The 218-nt window shown below is 54.1% G+C and carries 1 protein-coding gene; it reads left to right on the top strand.

The features are described from left to right. Nucleotides 1-218 (top strand): hypothetical protein (locus KB213_RS12565; protein WP_211683598.1); only part of this gene is annotated, 218 nt, incomplete at both ends.

The raw sequence follows: 218 nt of genomic DNA, 5'->3' as shown, positions 1-218 counted from the left end.
AAACGTCGGTAACGGCAGTACAAGCACAGATTCCTGAGCGGCAACCGCAAGAGCTAAACCACCATCCGTTCCGGGAACAAAATGTGTTCCCTTTTTTATCCTCCCTGGCACGGGCAGGTTGGGCATGGCTACGCCCAATGATGGCTAACGCGCATGCATTGACGGCTTTACACTATGGTCACTCTTCTATTGCCTCCTCTTCAGGCGCACCACCGCAC

The organism is Neokomagataea anthophila, from assembly GCF_018122595.1.
Classification (GTDB): Bacteria; Pseudomonadota; Alphaproteobacteria; order Acetobacterales; family Acetobacteraceae; genus Gluconobacter; species Gluconobacter anthophilus.
This window is presented reverse-complemented; position numbering and strand designations above follow the sequence as displayed.